The sequence below is a fragment of the Haloferax sp. KTX1 genome (assembly GCF_902410085.1).
GTDB classification, from domain to species: Archaea; Halobacteriota; Halobacteria; order Halobacteriales; family Haloferacaceae; genus Haloferax; species Haloferax massiliensis.
Genome location: NZ_CABPRH010000126.1, coordinates 1 through 477 on the forward strand (window position 1 = coordinate 1; position 477 = coordinate 477).

The 477-nt window shown below is 52.8% G+C and carries 1 pseudogene; it reads right to left on the reverse strand.

Features of this window, described 5'->3' with window-relative positions:
• Positions 1 to 112: 112 nt before the first annotated feature.
• Positions 113 to 477 (reverse strand): annotated as a pseudogene (locus FY251_RS21105) (IS1595 family transposase); the annotation flags it as partial.

Below are 477 nucleotides of genomic sequence, written 5' to 3' on the forward strand. Positions count from 1 at the left end.
CCTGTGACCGAAACTACAGGCTCATGTTCTGGAGGATCAGTTGGGCGGGGGCACATCGTTTGCGGTTCCCTATTCGGTGGACGGTCTTAAGAATACTTAGAATGACAGGCTCTTATATAATGCTACGGAAGGCCCTAATATCGGGACATTCAATGGTTGACTCGACGGATTCGCAAGCCAGAGTGAGTGACCGAACGGTGCCAAAGGTGTGAACAGCCTGTTCCAAGCCCTGCTTGGATAGGCTTTGGAATTTCCGTAGCCACGGTGAAACAAGCGAAAAGAGGCACTTTTGCTTGTATATGCGGACGCCGTCGGGCGATGGGCATTCTCTTGTGTATGATTGTTCGAAGGTCACGCTCCATCTCTCTGTAGGCTTGGAGGCCGTCAGTCCGGACCCATCTCAGTGGCGGCCCCGTCAACGTGAGTGAAAGTATGCCCACGCTATGGACGGGACGTAGACTCCCAAAATTCCTTGAG